Annotated in this window: 15 protein-coding genes and 1 riboswitch; of the genes, 11 read left to right on the top strand and 4 right to left on the bottom strand. The window is 72.0% G+C overall.

What is annotated here, in order from left to right; translation table 11 throughout:
* Nucleotides 1–69 precede the first annotated feature (69 nt).
* Nucleotides 70–275, top strand: a riboswitch (cobalamin riboswitch).
* Nucleotides 276–396: 121 nt separating this feature from the next.
* The 4 genes from ACFVXG_RS01550 to ACFVXG_RS01535 are packed head-to-tail and all read left to right on the top strand — an operon-like array spanning nt 397 to nt 3990.
* The gene (locus ACFVXG_RS01550) at nt 397–1341 is read left to right on the top strand and encodes an ABC transporter substrate-binding protein (RefSeq protein WP_387923204.1); all 945 of its coding nucleotides are present in this window, start codon (nt 397–399) and stop codon (nt 1339–1341) included.
* Nucleotides 1338–2435: a FecCD family ABC transporter permease gene (locus ACFVXG_RS01545; protein WP_387923202.1), complete on the top strand. Its 1098-nt coding sequence runs from the start codon at nt 1338–1340 to the stop codon at nt 2433–2435. The genes ACFVXG_RS01550 and ACFVXG_RS01545 overlap by 4 nt, the downstream gene beginning before the upstream one ends.
* Complete coding sequence (locus tag ACFVXG_RS01540) at nt 2432–3250, top strand: ABC transporter ATP-binding protein (protein ID WP_387923200.1); 819 nt, start codon at nt 2432–2434, stop codon at nt 3248–3250. The genes ACFVXG_RS01545 and ACFVXG_RS01540 overlap by 4 nt, the downstream gene beginning before the upstream one ends.
* A complete protein-coding gene (locus ACFVXG_RS01535) occupies nt 3247–3990 on the top strand; it encodes a ferredoxin (RefSeq protein ID WP_387923198.1) in 744 nt (247 codons plus the stop codon). The genes ACFVXG_RS01540 and ACFVXG_RS01535 overlap by 4 nt, the downstream gene beginning before the upstream one ends.
* Nucleotides 3991–4226: 236 nt before the next feature.
* Here the strand turns inward: ACFVXG_RS01535 and ACFVXG_RS01530 are convergent, their stop codons facing one another.
* Entirely contained in the window at nt 4227–7730 is a 3504-nt protein-coding gene (locus ACFVXG_RS01530; RefSeq protein WP_387923196.1) for a DUF4132 domain-containing protein, read from the bottom strand.
* Nucleotides 7731–7732: 2 nt separating this feature from the next.
* On the bottom strand, nt 7733–8113 hold the full coding sequence (locus ACFVXG_RS01525; RefSeq protein WP_387923194.1) for a hypothetical protein: 381 nt from the start codon (nt 8111–8113) through the stop codon (nt 7733–7735).
* A 351-nt stretch (nt 8114–8464) separates the two neighbouring features.
* Here ACFVXG_RS01525 and ACFVXG_RS01520 point away from each other — a divergent pair, with 351 nt between their 5' ends.
* On the top strand, nt 8465–8710 hold the full coding sequence (locus ACFVXG_RS01520; RefSeq protein ID WP_387923192.1) for a hypothetical protein: 246 nt from the start codon (nt 8465–8467) through the stop codon (nt 8708–8710).
* A gap of 248 nt (nt 8711–8958) precedes the next feature.
* Here the strand turns inward: ACFVXG_RS01520 and ACFVXG_RS01515 are convergent, their stop codons facing one another.
* Together ACFVXG_RS01515 and ACFVXG_RS01510 are read right to left on the bottom strand one after the other, a co-directional pair.
* On the bottom strand, nt 8959–9471 hold the full coding sequence (locus ACFVXG_RS01515) for a GNAT family N-acetyltransferase (protein WP_387923190.1): 513 nt from the start codon (nt 9469–9471) through the stop codon (nt 8959–8961).
* Complete coding sequence (locus ACFVXG_RS01510) at nt 9468–10718, bottom strand: XRE family transcriptional regulator (protein WP_387923189.1); 1251 nt, start codon at nt 10716–10718, stop codon at nt 9468–9470. The genes ACFVXG_RS01515 and ACFVXG_RS01510 overlap by 4 nt, the downstream gene beginning before the upstream one ends.
* A gap of 193 nt (nt 10719–10911) precedes the next feature.
* Between ACFVXG_RS01510 and ACFVXG_RS01505 the strand changes: the two genes are divergently transcribed.
* The 6 genes from ACFVXG_RS01505 to ACFVXG_RS01480 all read left to right on the top strand — a co-directional run bounded on the left by ACFVXG_RS01505 (nt 10912) and on the right by ACFVXG_RS01480 (nt 18377).
* Nucleotides 10912–11472: an ATP-binding protein gene (locus tag ACFVXG_RS01505; RefSeq protein ID WP_387923187.1), complete on the top strand. Its 561-nt coding sequence runs from the start codon at nt 10912–10914 to the stop codon at nt 11470–11472.
* Nucleotides 11473–11619: 147 nt separating this feature from the next.
* Nucleotides 11620–12567 carry a hypothetical protein gene (locus tag ACFVXG_RS01500; RefSeq protein ID WP_387923185.1) on the top strand — a complete coding sequence of 316 codons (948 nt, stop codon included), beginning with the start codon at nt 11620–11622 and terminating at the stop codon, nt 12565–12567.
* 97 nt (nt 12568–12664) lie between these two features.
* Entirely contained in the window at nt 12665–13891 is a 1227-nt protein-coding gene (gene fxlM / locus ACFVXG_RS01495; protein ID WP_387923183.1) for a methyltransferase, FxLD system, read from the top strand.
* Nucleotides 13892–13942: 51 nt separating this feature from the next.
* Nucleotides 13943–14137, top strand: a complete 195-nt coding sequence (locus ACFVXG_RS01490; protein WP_387923181.1) for an FxLD family lanthipeptide — start codon at nt 13943–13945, stop codon at nt 14135–14137.
* A gap of 116 nt (nt 14138–14253) precedes the next feature.
* Nucleotides 14254–17259, top strand: a complete 3006-nt coding sequence (locus ACFVXG_RS01485; protein ID WP_387923179.1) for a lantibiotic dehydratase — start codon at nt 14254–14256, stop codon at nt 17257–17259.
* Nucleotides 17256–18377: a lanthionine synthetase C family protein gene (locus ACFVXG_RS01480; RefSeq protein ID WP_387923177.1), complete on the top strand. Its 1122-nt coding sequence runs from the start codon at nt 17256–17258 to the stop codon at nt 18375–18377. The genes ACFVXG_RS01485 and ACFVXG_RS01480 overlap by 4 nt, the downstream gene beginning before the upstream one ends.
* The last annotated feature ends 2 nt before the right edge of the window (nt 18378–18379 follow it).

Raw genomic sequence — 18379 nt, 5'->3', positions numbered from 1 at the left:
TGGCGGGGACGGGATCCGGGCTCCGGATGATCATTCGTGGGCTGCCCTTCACCGGTCTGACCACGCCTGATACGTTGCCATCGCCGTGGTGTACGGGAAACCGGTCTGAGTCCGGTGCGGCCCTCGCCACTGTTGCCGCGGAGTTCCGCGGCCCTCGCTGACCGGCTCACCCAGCGGTCAGGACCACTGCGCGGGTTGGAAGACCCGCTCGGGAAGGTCGGCCGCGGTGCGTCGATGCGGAAGCCAGGAGACCGGCCACGGCGCGACATGTTCCACGAGGGTTTTGGAGAACACGTGCCCAGCGGTCTGCTGCGTCCTTTTCGCGCTATATGCCCCATAAGTCCCACACATTCGCTACGCGCCGGCCGGGCGGTCGCGGCCGCCCTGTTCGTCGGCGTGCTCGGAGGCTGTGCGGGCGCCCCCGCACCCGTCGCGTCCGGCGGGGCCACCGGAAGCGCCGGGCTGGTCAGCGTCGACAACTGCGGGACCACCGTGACGGTCGGCGCTCCGCCCGCCCGGCTGGTGACGCTCAACCAGGGTGCCACCGAGGTGGCCCTGGCCCTGGGCCTGCAGTCCCGGATGGCCGGTAGCGCCTACCTCGACGACTCCGTCCCGGAGAAGTGGAAGGCGGCCTACGACTCCGTCCCGGTGCTCTCCGCGAAGTACCCGACGAAGGAGAAGCTCCTCGCGGCCCGTCCCGACTTCCTGTACGCCTCCTACGCCAGCGCGTTCACCGGCAAGGTCGCGGGCACCCGGGAGGAACTGCTCGGCCAGGGCATCCCGTCGTACCTGTCCCCGTTCGGCTGCTCGGACAAGAACCAGGTGCCGCCGCCGACCTGGCAGGCGGTGTGGGGCGAACTGAACGACGTCGCCAAGGTCTTCGGTGTCACGGAGCGGGCCGCCGCGATCCAGCAGCAGCAGGAGCAGCAGCTGGCCCAGTTCAAGGCGACGGCCGAGGGTAAGGACCTGAAGGTCCTGTGGTTCGACTCGGACACCAAGACGCCGTTCGTCGGAGCCGGCCACGGTGGACCCCAGCTCGTGCTCGACGCCGTGGGTGCCCGCAACGTCTTCGCGGACCTGCCCGGTGGCTGGCAGAACGTCAGCTGGGAGAAGGTCGTCGCGGCGGACCCGGACGCCATCGTGGTCGCGGACGCCGGTTGGGACACGGCCCAGTCCAAGATCGACTACTTGGAGAACGACCCGGTGCTGAGCAAGCTCACCGCCGTGCAGCGCAAGGCCTTCGTGGTGGTGCCGTTCTCGGAGTCGACCCCCGGCGTGCTGCTCGCCGACGGTGCCGCCCGGGTGTCCGCGGGGCTGAGCCGACTGCACCCGGGGTCATGACCGCACCCGGGGTCAAGACCACCGGAACCCGCCCCGTCGTACGGCCCGCCGGTGCGGGCCGCACGACGGCGGCGCTGGCCGTCGGTGCGGCCCTGCTGCTGGCCACCGTCCTGCTCGGCCTGGCCGTGGGTTCGCAACCCGAGCCGGTCCGGACGGTGATCGACGTCGTGGCGCGCCGTCTCGGGCTGGGCGACCCGCGCGTGACGCTGCTGGACGACCAGATCGTCTGGCAGTTGCGGCTGCCCCGCGTGCTGGGAGCGGCTGCCACCGGCGCCGGCCTGGCGGTCTGCGGTGCGGTGCTGCAGACGCTGACCGGGAACGACCTGGCCGATCCCTTCCTGCTCGGGATCTCGGAGGGAGCGGCCGCCGGCGCGGTCACCGTGATCGTCCTCGGCGTCGGCGTGACCGGCGCCGTGGGCACCGGCGCGGTGGCGACGGCGGCCTTCGCCGGGGCCCTGCTCGCCGCTGTCGTCGTCCTGGCACTGGCGGGTGCGCGAACCCGGTCGCTCCCGACCGCCCGGACCGTGCTCGCCGGCATCGCGGTGGGCCAGCTGTGCGGGGCGTACACCTCGTTCGTCGTGCTGGTCCTCGGGGACCGCAACGCTGCGCGCGGTGTCATGGAGTGGACGCTCGGCTCGGTCGCCGGCGTGCGGTGGCCCACCGCCGTCTTCCTGACCGCAGTCGCGCTGGTCGGCGTCACGGTCCTGGCCTCCTCGGCCCGCGACCTGGACGCCTTCGCCTTCGGCGAGACCGCCGCCCGCTCCCTCGGCGTCCACGTCGAGCGCACCCGCTGGGTCCTCGTCGCGACCGCGGCGCTGGTGACCGCGTGCCTGGTGGCCAACACCGGCGTCATCGGGTTCCTCGGCCTGGTCGTACCGCACCTGGTCCGGCTCGTCTGCGGCCCGCGCCACGCCCTCCTGCTGCCCGTGTCGGCGCTGGTGGGCGCGTCCCTCCTGGTGGGCAGCGACATCGTGGCGCGCTCGGTCCTCCCCGACCGGGAGATCCCCGTCGGCGTCATCACGGCCGGGCTGGGCGCGCCCTTCTTCGCCTGGCTGCTGTGGCGCCAGGGGCGGGCCGACGGGGGACTCCGGTGACCGTGACGCCCCCCGCCGAGCTGCGGGTGGAGGAACTCCACGTGCGCATCGGCGGAGCCACCCTGCTGGACGCGGTCTCGCTCGCGTTCGCCCCCGGCCGGATCACGGGCCTGCTCGGGCCCAACGGCGCCGGGAAGACCACCCTGCTGCGCGCGGCCGCCGGACTGACCCGGCCGAGCGCAGGGCGGGTCCTCCTGGACGGGGAGGACCTCCACGCGCTCACGGCCCGCCGCCGGGCACGACGGGTGGCCTTCATGGAACAGCAGGCGGACACCCGGCTGTCGCTGCCGGTCCGTCAGGTCATCGACCTCGGCCGCACGCCGCACCGGGGCCGCTGGCCCGTGCCGGGGAACTCCGCCGCCGACGCCCACGAGCGGTCCGTGGTCGCCGAGGCCGTCGCCGCGGCCGACGTCGGCCACCTGCTCGACCGGTCCTGGCCGACGCTGTCGGGCGGCGAGCGGCAGCGGGTCCAGCTCGCGCGGGCGCTGGTGCAGGAGCCCGGCGTGCTCCTGCTCGACGAGCCCACCAACCACCTCGACCTGCGCCACCAGCTCGGCTTCCTCGGCGCCGTCCGCGGGCTGGGCATCACCACGGTGGCCGCGCTGCACGACCTCGAACTCGCCGCCGCCTACTGCGACGAGGTCGCCGTCCTGCTCGACGGCCGGCTGGTCGCCCACGGGCCCGGCTCCGAGGTGCTCACCCCGCCGACCATCGCGCACGTCTACGGCGTCGACGTCACCGTGGAACGGCACCCCCTGTACGACCGACCGCACATCCGGTGGAACGGACTGCTCCACGAAAGGACTTCGCCATGACCTCCCCCGTTCCGGCTGCCCCCGCCCGCCGCGGCGCCGTGCTCCTGGTCGGCATGTCGATCGAGGAGGCCGTCCGTCGTGACGAACTCCTCCAGGCAGCGGCGTCGCACCAGGCCTCGATCGCGTTCCTCCAGCAGGCGGACCCCTCCCTGTCGGCCGAGCTGACCAGGCTGGCCGACGCGGGCACCGGGACCGTGGTCGTGGTCGGTGTCCGCCTCACGGCCTCCGGCCCGGCCCAGTCCTGGCTACGGCGGATCGCCGCGCACTGGTGGCGCGAGCGCGCGGGCCACCGTCCCGAACTCCTGGTCGCGACCCGCCTCGCCGACTCACCCGACGCCGTCGCCGCGGTGGCCGCGGTGACGAAGCCCGTCACCGGTACGGAACCCGGCCTCACCTCCGCGGCCTGGGAGGACGTCACCGGCCACCGGCACCAGGTCCTGGTGTGCCGCGGCCCGCGGTGCGCGGCCATGGGCGCGGAGGAGGGACTGCGCGCCCTGGTACGGGGACTGACCGAGCACGGCCTCGGCGACGACGACGTGCTCGTCACCCAGACGGGGTGCCAGTTCCCCTGCAACCAGGCCCCCGTCGTCAGCGTCCAGCCGGACGACGTCTGGTACGGCGGGATCGACCCCGCCGCCGCCGCCCGCATCGTCACCGAGCACCTCGTCGACGGCCGCCCGGTCGAGTCCCACCGGCTCCCCCGCCACCGGAAGGAGCGGGCGGACCTTCAGGACGACTGACCGCCACGCACCGGCCGGGAGCGGGGTGCACCCCGCTCCCGGCCGCACGGCCCCTTCCCCCGTGCACCGACTCCAGCGCGATCCGGCCCGCCGACCCGGCGGCCACCCGTCAGCTTCGCCTTCCCGGACGGCTCGACCGACCCCCGAGGCCGGATCTGCCGCGAAGTGACCCCGGGAAGGCGACAGCGTCGACGAGGGCGGCTACGACGACATGGCCGGGTAGCGGCGGCGGGCTGCTACAGCTGGCGCAGGATCGTCGGGTCCGTGATGCTCGTGTCCGCGGCCAGCATGAGCGCCTTGCTGAGGATCACCGCGAGCATCCGGTCGCCCTCGAAGGGGAGGTAACCGGTCTGCGGGGCGGCCTGGGCGGTTGAGGTGGCCTTCGGGACGATGCACAGGTACTGGTCGTTCGGGGTCCGCAGGATGTTGCTCGAGCCGAGGTGGATCCTGTACGTGTGGCGTTCGCCCCTGACGTGCAGGAAGCGGCCTTCGAGGGTGCAGCGGTCGGCGATCGCCAGCCTGGGTACGAGCCGTTCCAGCAGCGCGCGGCGCGTCTCGGCGGTCTGGTTGAGCTCGCCGAAGCTGTGGGACGTCCAGTACTCCCGGTAGCGGCCCTCGGGTCCGCCGTCCTGCCAGGTCGGGTCGTTCCCGACACTGGCCACGCCGACGAACAGGTCGACGTCGCGCAGGACTTCGGACAGCACCAGGGGCGGGACGCCGGCGATCGGAAGGGGCTCCACCGGCTCGGTGCCGTCGGGCAGCACCATGGTGTAGTCGACGCTGTAGGCGAGCGCTTCGTTCTTCGGGGCGTCGAGCGGGTAGAAGCGGACCTGGTCGGTGGTCAGGCGCAGGTAGCTGCCGGAGTCGTTGATGTCGCCGTCGCCCGCGTTGCCGTCACCGCGGATCCAGTACTCGGCGCGCAGCCCCCACTCCGGCAGCTCACGGATGGCCGGCGGCACCTCGTACTGCTGGATCAGGCGCAGGTGGTTGCGCCAGCCCCTGGTCGCGGCCAGTGAGTGGAACTGGTGCTGGCGCAGGACGTGCGCGGCGAACCGGTTGGAGTAGGTGCCCGTCGTCCGCTCGGCGTCGGTCAGCAGGTAGACCTCGCGGTGGGCCTGCTTGAACGGCTGGGTGATCGCGTGCCGCTCCAGCCAGTCGCGCCAGGCCACGATCTCGGCGGGCTCGTGGCCCACCGGATGCCACAGCCGCACCTCGGCCCCGTCGCGCAGCGGGTCGTCGGTGAGGGTGCGCAGCTCGCCGTCGGCGAATCCGACGGTGGTGCCGTCGACCGTCCACAGCAGGCGGCGGGCCAGGGTGCCGACGAGGGGGTGGTCGAGATACCGTTCGCGCCAGGCGGGGTAGGCCCAGGTGCGGCGGGCCAGGAACTGCCGCTCCAGGCGCTCACTGTGTGCGGAGAGCATCCTGTCGATGTCCTTGACCGCCGCCTTCAGCTCCTTGACCTCCTCGGCGTGGTCGCGCCTGACCGCGGCCGGCACGCTCTTGACCGCCTTGCCCGCGGCGTTGCGCCAGCCCAGGACGGCCTTGGTGCACTGGACCTCCAGGACGGCGGTAGCCTCGCCGACCTTCCGCTCGGCACGACCGACCTCGGTCAATCCGTAGGCAGGGACGGCGAGTTCATCGATCTCCTCGCGGGACAGGCCCAGCGCCTCGGCCCGGGTCCGCAGCGCGGTGTCGAGCAGCTTGAGCGTGCCCTTGAAGGTCACCCGGGTGGCCAGCCGGGCGAGTTCGGCGAGCGCGGGCTCACCGTCGATGCCGGAGAGCACGGTGACTGCGGCGTTGGCGACCTTCGGGCTGCGCGGGCCGAGCCCGTAGACCTTCCTGAGCGAGGTCTCGACCAGTGCGCCCAGGGCGCGAACGGCATCCGGGTGGGCGGGCAGCAGGCCGAGCACCCGTACCAGTCCGCGCAGGGCATTGGCGTTGTAGGGGTCGTAGGCGTTGTTGGCGTCGGGCCCGTACCCCCGGGGCTCCAGCTCGAAGGTGCGACGCCCCACGAGGGCGAGCCAGGGCACCACGCTCTCCCGCACCCGGTCCGTGCCGAGCGAGTCGATCAGCATCCGGGCCCGCTGCTCCCATCGGGGGGTGGGCTTGGCGGACGTGGCGGTCGTCACGTGCAGGAGGAGGGCATGCCAGTCAGGGCTGTCCCGAGTGTCCCGCAGGGCTTGCTCGGCCCATACCTCGCCGACGTTGAGGGCGGGCTCGGTGAGCTCGCGAGCGGTCGCGGGGGATTCCGAGAGGGCCCAGCGCCGGAACACGGCCACCAACTCGGGCGCCAGCGGGCGGCCGGCCTTGCGTTCGGCCTCGACGAGGTGCCTGTCACGCTCGGGCCACCACAAGGTGTACCGTCCACTGACTTCGGCCAGCGTCTTCTGGCGCTCCGCCAAGAGCCAGTCGCCGGGCAGGTCGCACGTGATCAGACCGACCAGGTTCAAGGCGCTCTGAGGGGCCTTCCCGTCCGCCTCGCCGTCGCGGTACAGGATCACGCAGGCGTCGGCGAGCGCGGTGCGGTCTTCCGGCGTCAGCCGGCGCAACTCGGCCCGCATCTCGTGCCACTCCTCGGGGTGACGCGGGCTTCGGGACATCAACTCCCATAGCAGAGCGCCGAGTTCATCCGCCCTCGCCGCGTCGTCGTGCTGTCGGAACAGCTCCTTCATCCGCTGGACCTCGCGGGCTCGTGCGGCGTCCCGGGCCTCGCGCAGCCGGACGGCCTCGGCCGCGTTCCTCTCCTGCTCGACGTAGCGGGCGTGGTTCTTGCGGGAGATGAGGGTCTCACGGTCGTCGGCGCCCAGCACCCGCGTGAGGTCGGCGATCAGCGCGGGGTACAGCCGGACGGCCTCGGCCAGGTCCCCTGCCTTCCCCACGTAGTAGGCGTGGTTGGCGCGGGCGACGAGGGTCCCGCGGTGGTCGGCGCCCATGACCCGCGTACGGTCGGCGATCAGCGCGGGGTACAGCCGGGCGGCCTCGGCCGCGTCCCCCGCCTCCCCGGTGTAGCGGACGTGGTGAGCGCGGGCGATGAGGGTCTCACTGTCGTCGGGGCCCAGCACCCGCGTGAGATCGGCGATGAGCGCGGGGTACAGCCGGACGGCCTCGGCCGCGTCCCCTGCTTCCCCGGTGTAGCGGGCGTGGTTGGCGCGGGTGAAGAGGGTGTCGCAGTGGTCGGGGCCCAGTGCCCGCGTGAGGTCGGTGATCAGCGCGGGGTACAGCCGGACGGCCTCGGGCACGTCCCCCGCCTCCGCGACATTGAAGGCGTGGTTGGCGCGGGTGATGAGGGTGTCACGGTCGTCGGGGCCCAGCACTCGCGTGAAGTCGGCGATGAGCGCGGGATACAGCCGGACGGCCTCGGCCGCGTCCCCCGCCTCCCCGAGGTAGCGGGCGTGGACGGCGCGGGCGATGAGGGTGACGCGGGCGTCAGGGCCCAGCACCAAGGCCTGGTCGTGGGCGAGGGCGGCGTACAGCCTGACCGCCTCCGGCAAGTCGCCGGCGTCAGCGGCGTCGCGGGCCTGCTCCCACATCCGGACCAGGTCGGCTTCTGTGACGTTGCCGGCGGGGAGGTTGTCCTGGTTGTCGGGGACAACCGGAAGCCCTCCGGAGGTGCCGGCTTTCCCGCCGTCGGGCCTGGCATCACCGTGCTGATCCTCTTGGCGTTCGTCGGTCAGCTCCCGCGCCTCCCCTGCGGCGGCGTCCTGCTGGAGCGGCTTCTCCATCCCGTTGACGTCCTCCATCGTCAGCCTCCCACCAGCGGCACGAGCTTCAAGAAGGTGACCTCGGTTCCGAGCGCGAGATCGACCTCCTCATCCGGGTCAGTGACCTGACGGCCCCCCACCAGCACCAGGAACCCGTTACCCGAAAAGGCCCGCAGCGCCAGCTCGGCCTGCGCCTCGGGGTCGATCCGGCGGGGCGTGCGCAGCGCGAACCCGTTCAGCACGCGCTCGGCGTCCGTCGGCTGCACCAGCCCCTGGAACACCTGCGGTGTGCGCGCGTTGTACTCGGCGACCTCCTGGAACACCCGGCGCCGGATCAGTTCACGCACGGTGAGCCTCTCCTCGGCGATCTCCAGGCCCCACCCGTCGCTCCGGTTCCCCGAAGTCGTCTCATCGACGAACATCACTATTGCCATACCGCCGGACCCTACGGGTGGTCAGTGACAAGGAAGCACGCGGGCCCTGCCGATCAAGGGTTGCCGAGGGGGTGCGGCCAGCCGGCGGGGCGTTGTCACGCCGAGCGGGGTCCGAGCAGGCACGATCGTCTGACTGGTGGGTATCGAGAGAGGGGCCGGTCGTCGAGACGGTGTCGTACCGGAGCTTCCGTTCCCGCTGGAGATCAGCCCCTACTGCGTGTGGCCGTACCACCGGTTCAGCCTGAGCCTGCATGAGATCGTGGCGGACGCGCGAGCCGTCGAGCACCGGGACGGCGTGGTCCTGTGGAGAGCGACATTACGGGCCGTAGGCGGGCGGCCATGAGCCGGATCACGGCGGCCTTGATCACCGCCTCGGCGTGCGCGCTCCTGCGTCCGACGATCGCCAGACTCCAGTGCTCTGCCGCCCAGCCGCCCAGCCAAGCTGGTTCGGATTCGCTGACGAGCCAACGGATCGAAATGCCGCTCACCGCAGCTGCCGGCGCGCCGTCCGTACTGTACGTATTCGCCATCATGCGGGCTGGCATTTCGTGCCGGTCGGTGCGCATTGCTGAATCGCTAATGTGACAACGACTACTAACTCGCTGTCTCCAGTCATTCCCGATCAGACCCGTCTGCCGACAGGGATCGTCGTCGACGCATAGGTCGGCGGACGGGCGTCCGAGCCCGTGTGGGCGGCGATCCGCCGGAGTGGTCGGATTACCGCTGTGGGAAGCGGACAGTGCGCCGTGGAAGCCGACCCGGTGGTGCCGTGGCGGTTCGGGTCGGCCCGCGGCTGCTGCCGTGCCGGGCGTCGCCCGGGGGTGGCCGACGGGCTATCGGAGGGTGCGGACCATGACGGCGTAGAGCGGGGCGTCCTCGAACGGTCGGTGCTCGCCGACCTTTCGGTACGACCATCGCTCGTACATGGTCTGGACCCGGGGGTGGGTGATGTCGACGTACAGGACGGCCAGGGCTTCGCTGCGTTCCGACAGCAGTGCCTCGTGGGTCTGCTCGGCGATGCCGAGTTTCCGCCAGTCGGGGCGGACCATGACTTCGGATACGGCGAAGGTCGAGGTGTCGGCCGGCGGCGGCATGTGCTGGCGCCACCATTCGCGTCCGTCCTCCAACGGGGCGCCGTAGGAGTAGCCGACCGGCTCCTCGCCGTCGAAGGCCACGACGCAGCTGTAGCCGGGCCGGGCTGCCCAGTGGCTGGCGAACCAGGGGAAACGCTGGACGAAGGGATCGTCGGCCTGGTCCCGGTAGGCATCCGCGTGCACGTCGATGAGCAGCTGGGTGTGGTCGGCGGGAAGGCGGGCGGCCTCGAAGCGGCGGAGCACTATCGTCACTGGTGATCTCCCTGGGCGTGGACTCGGTCGGTCCACTCTCGCGTAACCGCCGAGGTCGGCGCCAGAGTGATCAGGCCGCGGTGGAAGTCGCCGAGAAGAGTGCGCAGCCGAAGCGGAAGCGGGTCCGCGCCCATCAGCGTGTACACGCCGATGGCGGTCGTGGTGGCCTGCTCGATCTCTCCCTGCCCGAGCTGAGCGAGCGCGAGGCGGGCGGTGGCGGATGCGCGGTTGCGTCGGAACTGTGGAGGAATACCTGCCAGAGCGCGGTGGGATTCGCTCTCGGATTCGGCGCTGTTGTTCAGGTGCTGATAGACGACGGCGCTCAGCGCAGCCAGTTCGGCCGGCCCGTAGAACTTGGTCCACGTCGGGCGTTCACGGGTGTCGGCGCGCGCCAGGGCGTCGCGGGCGTTCCCGAGGCAGCGTAGGGCGGCTTGCCGGTCGCCCGCAGTGGAGTAGGCGATGGCGGTTCGGGCGTGGGCGAGGGAGGCGAGAAGAGGGTCGCGACGGGTTGCCCGGTTGTCCTGGGCGGCTCGGGCGGCGGACAAGGCGGCTGAGGTTTTGTTGCGCTGGTAGCCCACCATGGAGAGGCAGTTGAAGGTCCGCAGGGCGGTCACGTGGTCATTGGCGAGACCGGCGAGGCGCAGGGCGGTGCCGAAGTGCTGCTCGGCGTCGTCCAGGCGGCGGTCGTCGATGCACGAGAACCCGGCGGTAGCGGTGTAGTCGGCCGCGAGGCTGTAGAGACGCCGTTGCACGCCTTCGCTGATGGTCTTCTCCACCTTGCCGAGCGCATGGCTCGCGCCGGCCAGCGCGGCCGCCTCGAGCGATCCGTGCCCACCGCGGTGGTCGTCGAGCTCGGTGAGGGTCCTGAGGCTCTCCTTGAGCAGATCAACATCGGTATGGCCGACAGTGCGGCCTCGGGAGACGGCGGTCGGCAGAGCAGCGGCGGCGGATACCGCGAGGAAGTTGCGGCGGAGCACGGGTTCCTCCGGTGGTGCTTGAGGGCTGGCGGCGTAGGGCGGGATGAAGCCGAGCTGCTCGGGCGTGCGCTTCAGCACGCGTCCGAGAGCTATCCGGATTCTGCCCTGAGGCCAGCGGGACTTTCCGGAGAGCCAGGTGCCCACAGTCCTCACCGTCACGGTTCCCGGGCAGCCGAGGGCGACGAGTTCGTGGTTGATCAGACGTGCCAATTCGGGCCGAGTGAGCCCCAGATCCGCCATCGCAGTGCGCAGTTCGGGATTGTCCCCCATGTGCTCACCGTAGCCCGGCGGTCACCGGCTGCACATGGTTGATTGCAAAGGAAGAGTCAAGTTTTCCCTCTGGGAGACATCAGGCCACCCCGGATTTTCACTCCCCATCAGTGCCTGAAGAGAGTTGATTGGACGTCAGCGAAGGCTGTCCGACGACAGCTCCCCCCGTTCCCCCAGTGAGTGAGGCACGTCCATGGAGCCGACATCACGCACCACCACGATGGCGTTTCCCGCCGAACTGGCGCAGATCGGTGCTGTTCGCCGTTGGGCGAAGGCGCAGCTGCCGGAGCTCGGCCTGCAGCTGAGCGATCCGCTGGTGGAGGACGTCCAGCTGGTGATGTCCGAGTTCGGCGCCAACGCCGTCGTGCACGCCTGTGGCGGCGGCCGGCCGGACGTGGAGCTGACTGCTGCTCTGCTGCTCACCCCGAGCGGCGTCCTGCGGATGTCCGTGGCCGATCCCGGGCTCGGCAGGCCCGAACCCCGGAATGCCGGGGAGGAGGCCACCAGCGGCCGGGGCCTGCTGCTCGTGGCCGGGGTGGCTGACCGGTTCGGCGTCGATGAGGGGCCGGACGGCAAGGTGGTGTGGGCTGAGCTCGACCTGCCCCAGGCGGTCCGGCCTGGCCCGGCAACGGTCGTCGACAGGCGGCAGGTCGTGGTGCTGTGCACCGGTGCTGTCGTACGGGCCGAGCGGCACAGGTCCGCCGTCGGCATGCGGCTCGGTCAGCCGGGGCTCGACCGGATACCGGCGGCGTGAGCACCACTTCGTAGGCCCGGTGGCGGCTGCAGCCCATCGCGAGCGCAGAGGTCGCCGGAGCGCGGGTCCGGCCGATCGGGAACCCGGCTGAGCGCGTGACCTCGTAACCCCCACCTGCCCGTCGACTTCGTACCAGAGGACTGTGCCGTGAGCGTCGGACCGCGCACCAGAACGCTGACCAGGATCACCAGCGAAACCCGCAGGCGCGCGGTCGCGGCCGCCTACGCGGCCCTGGCCGAGGTCTGCAAGGACACCGGCGACAACCCCTCCCAGGCCGAGCTGGTCAGTGAACACCCGCACCACGCCTGGTGGTTGCCGGCCTCGAACGCGCTCGCCCTCGTGCACGCGGACGCGGACGAGGCGGGGATGCTGCTGCGCGGCGCCCGACTGCTCGACGAGCACCAGGTGGCCGTCGTCCTCCCGGACTACGACTACGTCCGGATCGCCCGCGGACGCGCGGTCACCTTCTGGCGCAGCCCTGGACGGCCGCTCCGGGATGCGGCCGTGAGCGCGTGGGCGACCGCGGCCGTGCACCGGATCCGGCCCGGCTCGGCGTTGTGGCTGGAGGACCACGACCCGTTCAACGGGCTGCTGGACGGCTTGGACGACGCCCCGGTGAACGATGTCGGCCAGTCGTTTCTGCGCGACCGTGCCGCCGAGCTGCGCAAGGAGTGGGACCGCGCCGAATGGCCGACACCGCCCACAGTCATCCTCGGCGCACCCGCGATCGCCTCCTGCTACGACGAAGGCTCCCACCCGCGGCTCTTCCCGCAGCGCCCGCTGTGGCGGGGGCACCGGGAGTGGGACCTCGTCGCCGCCCGCTGGCGTACCGAACTGCTGCGCGGCCACCGCGACGACCTCTATGCGTACACCACGGCCTACGCCTCCGACAGTCGGGCTGGCCTCGCCCCGCCCTATGAGCAGATCGGAGCCTGGCCGGACTACCAGACCGTACGGGACGTCGTCGTGCTCACTGCGGTGATGGACATCGTTCGGCGCGCCCACCTCGACGCCCACCTCCGCAGGCAGGCTGCGCACCAGGTCGCGTGCCTGCGCGGCGCCCACCAACCTCCGTGGAACTGGGGGAGACGATGACCGGCCGGGGCGTGCGTCTCCGAACTCATAGGCTTCCAGTCCCAACTAGCCAGTTCAGCATCACAGTTAACTGATCATCGCCAAGGAAGAGTCCCGCATGTCTGACACAGTGAAGGCCGAAGCCACCACCACGGAGACCCCGGAGCAGCTGCGAACGACCATGGTCGAGCAGCTGATCGCCACGGGTGATATCCGGACCGACGCGGTCGAGCGCGCCTTCCGCACGGTGCCGCGCGAGGTCTTCGTGCCGGAGGCGCCCGTCCGGCAGGCCTACGGCGTCGAGGACGTCGTGATCACCAAGCGGAACGAACACGGGACCGCGATCAGCTCGGTCTCCGCTCCCCGGATCCAGGCGTTCATGCTGGAGCAGGCCGACCTCGAGCCCGGCCACCACGTGCTGGAGATCGGCTCCAGCGGCACGAACGCCGCGATGATCGCCGAGATCGTCGGCAAGGAGGGCGAGGTCACGACCCTGGACATCGACCAGGACGTGACCGACCGTGCCCGCCGCGGCCTGGCCGCCACCGGCTACGAGCGGGTGAACGTCGTCCTCGGCGACGGCGAGGAAGGCTGCGCCGACCGCGCGCCCTTCGACCGGATCCTGGTCACCGTCGGGGCCTGGGACATCCCGCCCGCCTGGGTGGAGCAGCTCGCCGAGCACGGCACCATCACCGTGCCGCTGCGGATGCGCGGCATCTCCCGCTCGATCACCCTGCGCCGCGAGGGAGACCGGTTGGTGAGCCTGTCCGCCGAGGTGTGCGGCTTCGTACGGATGCAGGGTGTGGGCGCACACGAGGAACAGCTGGTGCTTCTGCGCGGTAAGGAGGTCGCGCTCCGCTTCGATGAGGAGCAGCCGGTCGACGCCGGACGGCTCACCCGCGCGCTGGAGACCGAACGCGCCGAGGAGTGGACCGGGGTGCTGGTCGGCCAGACGGAGCCGTTCGACTCGCTGCACCTGTGGCTCGCCACCGTGCTGAGCGGGTTCTGCATGATGTCCGTCGATCCGCAGCAGGACTCCAAGCTCGTAGCCCCGCAGAACCGGATCGCCTGCCCGGCGATGACCGACGGGTCGAGCCTGGCCTACCTGGCGCTGCGCAAGGTCGGCGACGAGCCGGCGTTCGAGTTCGGCGCACACGGCTACGGGCCGGACGCCGCGAAGCTGGCCGCCGAGTTGGCCGAGCAGATCCGCACCTGGGACGGCGCCCACCGCTCGGGCCCGGGCCCGCAGTTCACGGTCTACCCGGCGCACACGGCGGACGAGCAGCTGGGTGAGGGCCGCGTCATCGACAAGCGGCACACCCGCATCACGATCTCCTGGCCCTGACCTCCAGAGCCAGGCAACCGAGAAGACCGACCATCCAAGAAGGGGATCAGCATGGCACCTCAGACGCTCATCGTGCCGGAGACCGAGAACACCGACGTCACCGAACTCGACGCCTCGGAGTTCGACCTCGACCCGGCCATCGTGGAGAGCGGCGACGTGTTCGCCAACCTGCTGCGCGACACCAACGACAACTGCGGCAGCACCTGCTCCGGCACCGCGTGCGTCAGCGGCGGCGGCAACGTCTGACCTGACACACCGTGAGCGTTCGGCCTGCGGCCGGGACCGAAGCGTCCCGGCCGCAGGCCGGCCCATTCCGTTCCTTCTAGGGGTGATGAGCGTTGTACCGCGCCGTGGATGCCGTGATGGTCAGGGCAGGGGCCCTGACCATCGAAACGACCTGGCCGGACCTGGCCGACGGGGACGTGGAGCAGTGGCGGTCCTGGCTGGACAAGGTTTGGTCGCACGCCCGGTTCGCCGAGGCGGTGGAGGTGGCAAGTCCCGTGTTGGCCGCCCAGGTCCGTACGGTGATCGAGCGACCGGGCCGGACGCGGAGGCAGGTGCGGCGCACCACCGTGTCAGTCCTCAAGTACGTGCTTCGGGTGCAGCACCGGGCCACACCGTTCGGCCTCTTCGCGGGCATCGCGCCAGTCCGCCTCGGCGACCGCCTCGACCTGGGCTTCGGCACCGCACACCGGATGGTGGCCCGGCCGGACGCGGCGTGGCTGGCCGACATCCTCGGCCGTCTGGAGAGCGACGGGCCCCTGCTGGAGCGCCTACCCGTGGTTGCCAACCCGCTGTGCTTCGCCCGAGGGGATCGTCTCGTCGTGCCGTGGCAGGCCAACCCGGCCCATGGCGGCGACCCGTTGGAGGTGGCGGTTCGGCGCACCCGGCCGGTGGAGGTCGCGGTGCGCGCGGCCGCCGCTCCGCTGAGCCTCGAAGAGCTGGCCCGCCGGCTCGCTGCGGACTTCCCCCGCAACGAGCCCGCCGCGATCCGGCAGCTGCTTGGCGGCTTGGTCGGCCGGCGGGTGCTGCTGACCGCGCTGCGGCCGCCGATGACGGCCACCGACCCGCTCGCCCACGTTCTCGCGGTCCTCGGCCGGGCCGAAGCCGCCGGCATCCCCTCGGTCGCGCCGCTGCTCGCCCTGCTGCACGACGTCCGGCAGGATCTGCACCGGCACAACACCGGCCGCGCGGACGGACGGCGGCTGCGGGCCCGTGCCGCCGCCGCTATGAGGCCGGCCGCTGCTGCCGAGAAGCCGCTGATGGTCGATCTGTGCCTCGAGGCCACGCTCACCGTTCCGACGTCGGTGGCGCGCGAGGCCGAAGCCGCGATCACCGTGCTGACCCGTCTCACCCCCCAACCGGGCGGGAACCCGGCCTGGCGCGACTACCGGCACCGCTACCTCGAGCGGTACGGCACTGGAGCCGTGGTCCCGGTCCTGGAGATCACCAACCCGAACACTGGCCTCGGCTTTCCCGCCCGCTACCGCGACGCGGTGCACGAGCTGCCCCGGCCGAGCCTCACCGGCCGCGACGCCCAGCTCCTGGCGCTGGCCCAGGCCGCCGCCGTCGAAGGCCGCACGGAGACCGTCCTCGACGAGAAGGCCGTGGATGCCCTGGCCCGGCCGGTCGTCAGCGGCCACATCCAGCCCCACGCCGAGCTGACGTTCACCCTCACCGCCCCGACCCGCGAACACCTGGACCAGGGTGACTTCACCCTCACCGTGACCGGCACCCCTCGCGCGGCGGGAACCACCACCGGCCGGTTCCTGCCACTGATCGACCCCGCCGACCGCGACCGCATGACGGCCGCATACGCGGCCCTGCCGACCCTGGCCGACCACGCCATCCCGGTGCAGGTGTCGGCCCCGCCCCTGCACAACCGTGTGCAGAACGTCGGCCGCGCCCCCGCCGTCCTTCCCCTGCTGCTTCCGCTCGCCGAGCACCCCGACCCCGAACACACCGTGCTCCGGCTGGGGGACCTGGCGGTGTGCGGCGACGCAGAGCGGCTGTGGCTGGTCTCCCTGCCCACCGGCCGGCCGGTGGAGCCGAGGGTGATGACCGCGGTGGAGTTCCGCAACAACACCCAGCCCCTTGCCCGGTTCCTGTGCGAGATCACGACCGCCCACACCCCCATGTACACAGCGTTCGACTGGGGAGCCGCCGCACGGATGCCGTTCCTGCCCCGGATCCGCTATCGGCGTACGATCCTGTCCCCGGCCCGCTGGAACCTCCCTGCCGCCGACCTGCCGCCGAGCACCGCCCCATGGTCCCGCTGGCACAGCGGTGTCACCGCGTGGCTGACCCGATACCGCGTCCCGGACCTGGTGTTCCTCACCCAGCACGACCTGTGGCTCCGCCTGGACCTGAGCGAGAGCGCCCACCTGGCCCTGCTGCGCGACCACCTGGGCAGCCACCCCTCGGCCGAACTCGCCGAAGCCCCCGACCCCGACGCCCTCGGCTGGATCGACGGACGACCCCACGAGATCACCATGCCGCTGGCCAGCACCCGCCCGCCGGTCCGGGCGAGCCACCGCCGAGTCCTACAGCACCGCACCAACGGTCACCTCCCCGGATCCTCCCCCTACCTGTCGGCGAAGCTGTACGCCCACCCACACCGGCATTCCGAGATCCTGACCGCTCACCTGCCTGCGCTGCTCGCCGCGTTCGACACCTCGCCCACTTGGTGGTTCCTGCGCTACAAGGACCCCGACCCGCACCTGCGGATGCGCCTGCCGTTGCCAGACGCTGCTGCCTACGGACCGGCCGCCGCGGCTGTGGGCGAGTGGGCCGAGCGGCTGCGCGACCTCGGCCTGATCACGCACCTGCAGCTGGACACCTACCAGCCGGAGTCCGGCCGCTACGGGCACGGGCCGGTGATGGCCGCCGCCGAGGCGGTTTTCGCGGCCGACTCGCGCGCCGCCGTTGCCCAGTTCCTCCACACCGCCCACGACCCGCGCGCGGTCACCGCGGCCAGCATGGTGGCCATCGCCACCGGCTTCGGCGGAATCCACGAGGGGATGCGCAGCCTTTCCAGCGCCATCCCGGCGGGTACGCCCACGCCAGCCCCCCGCGCCGTCCATCAGCAGGCCGTCGCCCTGGGCAACCCCGATGACAACTGGGCCGCGTTGCGTGAGACCCCCACCGGCCGGGCGGTGGCTGTCTCCTGGGTTGAGCGGCAGCAGGCGCTGACCGCCTACCGCGACCAACTCCTCGGCGAGACGGGCCCCGACGACGAGCCGGTGCTGCTGTCCCTGCTCCACCTGCACCATGTGCGGGCGCAGGGGATCGACCGGGACGCCGAACGGCTCTGCCACCGCCTGGCCCGCGCCGCAGCGCTGGCCTACACCGCGAAGGCGCGCCGGTGAACCGGGCCGCCCAGTCCCTCGCCAAGGGCGCTGCCGGCATCGCCCTGCTGCACATCGAGCACGCCGCCGCCGGCAAGGGGAGCTGGCGCAGCGTCCACGACCAGCTGACGGCGGCACTGCATGGCGGGATCGGGTCCGGGCGCGGCATGGGCCTGTTCTACGGGGCGCCGGCGGCCGCCTACGCCGTCCACACCGCGACCATCGGCCCCGGCGGTTACGCCCGTGCGATCCAGGCCCTGGACAGCGCGGTGGACTCGATGACCCGCGCCCGGCTCGACGCGGCCCACGCCCGCATCGACCGAGGCGACCTGCCGGAGTTCGCGGAGTACGACCTGCTCTACGGCCTGACCGGGATCAGCGCGCACCTGCTGCGCCACCGCCCCGACGGCGACCTCCTACCGGCCGTCCTTGGCTACCTGGTCCGACTCGCCGAGCCACTGCCCAGCGGCCTGCCCGGTTGGTGGACTTACCTCGCCCCCTCCGGGCAGCGCTCACCCGACTACCCGGACGGACACGGGAACCTCGGCCTCGCCCACGGCATCACCGGTCCCCTCGCACTGCTCGCCCTCGCCACCCGACACCGCGTCACCGTGCCCGGCCAGCAGGAGGCGATCCGCAGGATCTGCGGGTGGCTCGACACCTGGCGCCAGGACAGACCAGCCGGACCGTGGTGGCCCGAAGCCGTCACCCGCCCCGAGGAAGCCGCAGGCCGCACCCGCCAGAGCGGGCCGCTGCGCCCGTCCTGGTGCTACGGAACCCCCGGACTGGCCCGGGCCCAGCAACTCGCCGGCCTCGCCCTCGGCGACACCGCCCGCCAGCAGCTGGCCGAGGCCGCGCTCCTCAGCTGCCTCGCCGATCCCGCCCAGCTGAGCCGCATCACCGACGACGGGCTGTGCCACGGAGCTGCCGGCCTGTTCCAGACCGCATGGCGCGTCGCCCAGGACAGCACCGACCCGGCGTTCATCGAACAGCTGGCCGCCCTGGCCGATCGGCTCCCGCGGCCCGGTGTGGATCCGGCGGGCCTGCTCGACGGGACCACCGGTACCGCCCTGGCCCTGCGCACCGCCGCCACCGGCGTGGTGCTGTCCGGCTGGGACTCCTGTCTTCTCCTCAACTGACC

This window comes from Kitasatospora sp. NPDC058162 (assembly GCF_042884005.1).
Taxonomy (GTDB): Bacteria; Actinomycetota; Actinomycetes; order Streptomycetales; family Streptomycetaceae; genus Kitasatospora.
This window is presented reverse-complemented; position numbering and strand designations above follow the sequence as displayed.